The sequence below is a fragment of the Kitasatospora sp. NPDC056783 genome, from assembly GCF_042789895.1.
Lineage (GTDB): Bacteria > Actinomycetota > Actinomycetes > Streptomycetales > Streptomycetaceae > Kitasatospora.
Genome location: NZ_JBHUAF010000563.1, coordinates 1 through 3,914, shown reverse-complemented (window position 1 = coordinate 3,914; position 3,914 = coordinate 1). Strand labels below are relative to the sequence as shown.

The window sequence follows — 3,914 nt, the reverse complement described above, 5'->3', positions numbered from 1 at the left end:
CGCCGTTCCAACGGCGGTCCGGGCCCTGCCGCGTGCTCCCGGGTGACTCCCGTCTCAGATACTAGGAAATCCAAGTATTCGTGCAGACACGGCCGGGGCGCGGTCGTACCGTGGAAGGGCCGTACGGTGCGCCGCCCCTGTAGCCAGGGTTTCGCGGCCCGTGTGCGCGTGCGCCCTGACGAGCAGGCGATCCCTGCTCCCGCGCTCCCCTCACCTTCCTCGCGCTGGCCCCCGCAGCGCCGTTCCCAAGGAGCCCGGTATGTCGCCGACCGCCGACCGCCGCGTCACGTCCGCCCCCGCCGCCACCCCCGCCCGTGCCCCGCGCCGCCGCCGGGCCGCCGAGCGGAACCCCTTCGCGGCCGCCGCCCTGCAGCGTTCGCTGGACCGCCGGGACAACGGTGGCGTTACCGGCCACCACTGAGGTCGCTGTTGCGGTGGGTGGCGTTCATCCGCCGAATGGGCCGAACGGGTTGGTTCGACATCACCCAGTAGAGTGCAACCTCGGTCCGTCCGAGGGAAGTTGCTCGTCCCCGTCGGCGCGATCATCCTAATTTGGGGCCCTCGGAGGGGTGATCGACGCTCGCGTGGGCGGGCGTCAGCGGCACGGTGTGCGGATCTGTCCCCCTGCCGGGGGAAAGGGCCCAGTGCGTCTGCCACCCGTCCGCCGACCCGCCGCCCGGATCGGCCTCACCCTGGCCCTGCTGGCCGCCAGCGCCGCCCTCGCCGCCACCCCGGCGGAGGGCAGCCCGCCGGCCGCGGGGCCACCGTCCACCGGGCCGTCGGCGTCGGGCCGGACGGCCTCCGTCCTGCTCGAACTCACCACCGAGGCGGCCGGCCCCGCCTGGCGGCGCGCCGCCGATGGTGCCCGGCGGGCCCGGCGCTCCCCGGAGGACGTCCACCGGGAGGCCGCCCGGGCCGGCGCGGCCCAGCGGGCCCGGGCCGGGGACGCGCTCGACCGGCTCGCCGGGGCCGTCCACCCGATCGTCAACAAGCGGCGCGACAACGCCCACTCCGTGCCGCTGACCGGCGCCCCGCGGGTCTGGGCCGCGGACCGGACCGCCGGTACCGGCCGGGGCACCCGGATCGGGATCATCGACAGCGGCATCGACTACACCCACGCCGACTTCGGCGGCCCCGGCACCGAGGAGGCCTTCCGCTCGGTCGAGCGCGGCAAACCCGCGCCGCCCGCGCTGTTCCCCAACGCCAAGGTGGTCGGCGGCCGGGACCTGGTCGGCGACGACTACGACCCGGACCCGGCCTCCCCGCACCACCAGCCGGTGCCGCACCCCAGCGACAACCCCATCGACTGCGTGCGCAACGGGCACGGCACCCACGTGGCCGGCACCGCGGCCGGGTACGGAGTCACCGCCGACGGCCGCCCGTACACCGGTCCGTACGGGCCCGGGCTGGACCCGGCCGCCTTCCGGATCGGGCCCGGCACCGCCCCGGGCGCGCAGCTGTACGGGATCCGGGTGTTCGGCTGCGAGGGCTCCACCGACCGGGTCGCCGAGGCGCTCGACCTGGCCGCCGACCCGAACGGGGACGGCGACCTCAGCGACCGGCTGGACGTCGTCAACCTCTCGCTCGGCAGCCACTTCGGCAGCACCGACGACACCGACGCGCTGGCCGTCGACCGGCTCGCCGAACTGGGCACCGTCGTGATCGCGGCGGCGGGCAACGACGGCGACGTGTACGCCATCGGCGGCAGCCCCGGCACCGCAGCCCGGGCGATCACCGTCGCCGCCTCGGTGCACGGGCACGCCGACGTGGACGGCATCACCGTGCTCGCCCCCGCCGCCGCGGCCGGGGTCGTCCCGGTCCACTGGAGCGAGCGCTACCAGGGCTGGGACACCACCGAGGTCAGCGGCGAACTCGTGCTGCCCGTCGACCAGCCGGACGGCTGCACCGACTTCAGCGAGGCCGACCGGCAGCGGCTGAAGGGACGGATCGCGCTGCTCGACTGGCGCACCCGCGAGGCCGACCGGCCCTGCAACTCCGGCCCGCGCGCCGACCACGCCGCCGACGCGGGCGCGATCGGCGCGCTGTACGCGGCCGACTCCGACCACCTCGCCGAGATCGCCGGCGACGACCGCATTCCGGCCGCGCTGCTGGCCCGGGCCGACGGCGAGCGGCTGCGCCGGGCCGCGGCCGCCGGACCGGTGCGGGTCCGGCTGGCCACGCCCGGCAACCCGCTGCACGGCTCCGTCGCGCAGGACCAGCCGGGCCGGGCCGACACCCTGACCGACTTCACCTCGCGCGGCATCGGCGTGCCCGGCGTGGTCAAGCCCGACCTGGCGGCCCCCGGCGAGAGCATCTGGTCCAGCCTGGTCGGCAGCGGCACCGGCGGCCAGCGCGAGTCCGGCACCTCGATGGCCACCCCGCACGTGGCCGGGCTCGCCGCGCTGGTCCGCGCCGCGCACCCGGACTGGACGGTCGAGCAGGTCAAGGCCGCGCTGATGAACACCAGCGTGGACACCTACCTCGGCGACGACCGGACCGGGCCGGTCTACGGGCCCGAGCGCACCGGGGCCGGGCGGGTCCAGGTGGACCGGGCGGTGCGCACCCCGGCCGTCGCCTACGCGGCGGGGGAGGGCGCGGTGGAGGGCGGCGTCGGGGTCTCCTTCGGGCCGGTCGAGGTCGCCGGGCCGACGGCGCTGACCCGGGAGATCGAGGTGCGCAACACCTCGGGCGCGCCGCTGGGCTACCGCACCTCGTACGCGGCGGCCACCGAAGTGCCCGGCGCCTCCTACCGGGTGGCACCGGCCCGGGTGGACGTCCCGGCGGGCGGGACGGCACGGGTGCGGGTGACGCTGTCCGTGCCGGGACGGCTGGGACGCGCGCCCGACCCGACCATCGACACCGTGCAGGGCGGCAGGTCCCGCGACTACCGGGGCGAACTCTCCGGGCGGGTGCTGCTCACCCCGGTCGGGGACGACGGGCCGCCGCAGCTGCGGGTCCCGGTGCTGGCCGCCCCGCGCCCGGTCGGCGACCTCGCGGCGACGGCCACCGTCCGCACCACCCGGGACGGCACCCTGGTCGCCCTCGGCGGCCGGGCCGCGCCCGGCGAACAGTCCGGCCTGGTCAGCGCCTTCGCGCTCGGCGGCGAGGGGGCCCGCTGGCCCGACTGCCCGCCCGGCACCGGCGGCGTGGCGGCCGGGCCGGGGGCGGGCATCCGGCCCAAGGACACGGGGGAGGGCACGGGGGAGGAGACGGACGACGAGGTCTGCGTCGAGCACCCCGGCGAGCGGTCCGCCGACCTGCGCGCGGCCGGGGCCGCCGTCGACTCCGAACTCCTGTACGTGGGAGTGCAGTCGTGGGCGCCCGCGACCACCCCGGTGGGCCTGTACGGGGTGCGGGTGGCGCTGGACACCGACGGGGACGGCAGCACCGACGTCATCCTCAAGGCCGACCGGCAGCGCGGCAGCGACGTGCTGGTCTCCCGCGCCCTGGACGCCCGCACCGGGGCCGAACTCGACGTCCAGCCGCTCAACGCCCGCTGGGGCGACACCGACACCGGGCTGCTCGACAGCGACGTCCTGGTGCTGCCCGTCCGGCTGAGTGCCCTGCCCGGCGTCGCACCCGGGCACAGCACCGTCCGCTACGGGGTCTGGACCGGCTACGCCGGGGGCGGCACGCCGGACGTGACGGAGGCGCTCTCCGCCATCGGGCTCACCGGCACCGTCCCGTCCGTCCCGCTGGACGTCCTGCACCCGGCGCTCACCGTCCGGGCCGGCCTCACCGGCCCGGCGGCGGTGATGGCCCCGGCCGGCCCGGGCAGCGTCCTCGCCGTGCACCGGGCCGAGGGCGACACCTCGCGGCTCCTGCTGCTCCACCACCTCAACCCGGCCGAGCGGCGGGCCCAGGTGCTCGACCTGCCGTGACCCGCGCGGGACGGGGGCGCCCCGCCGGGACCC

2 protein-coding genes are annotated in these 3,914 nt (G+C 77.5%); both read left to right on the top strand.

What is annotated here, in order from left to right; all coding sequences use genetic code 11:
* Positions 1–259: 259 nt before the first annotated feature.
* Entirely contained in the window at positions 260–421 is a 162-nt protein-coding gene (locus ACFRMQ_RS39105; protein ID WP_380735653.1) for a hypothetical protein, read from the top strand.
* Between the two features lie 223 nt (positions 422–644).
* The gene (locus ACFRMQ_RS39100) at positions 645–3,881 is read left to right on the top strand and encodes a S8 family serine peptidase (RefSeq protein WP_380735652.1); all 3,237 of its coding nucleotides are present in this window, start codon (positions 645–647) and stop codon (positions 3,879–3,881) included.
* Positions 3,882–3,914 lie beyond the last annotated feature (33 nt).

Excerpts from the sequence above, each read along its gene's own strand:
- ACFRMQ_RS39105 (WP_380735653.1), top strand. The coding sequence starts at position 260 with ATGTCGCCGACCGCCGACCGCCGCGTCACGTCCGCCCCCGCCGCCACC.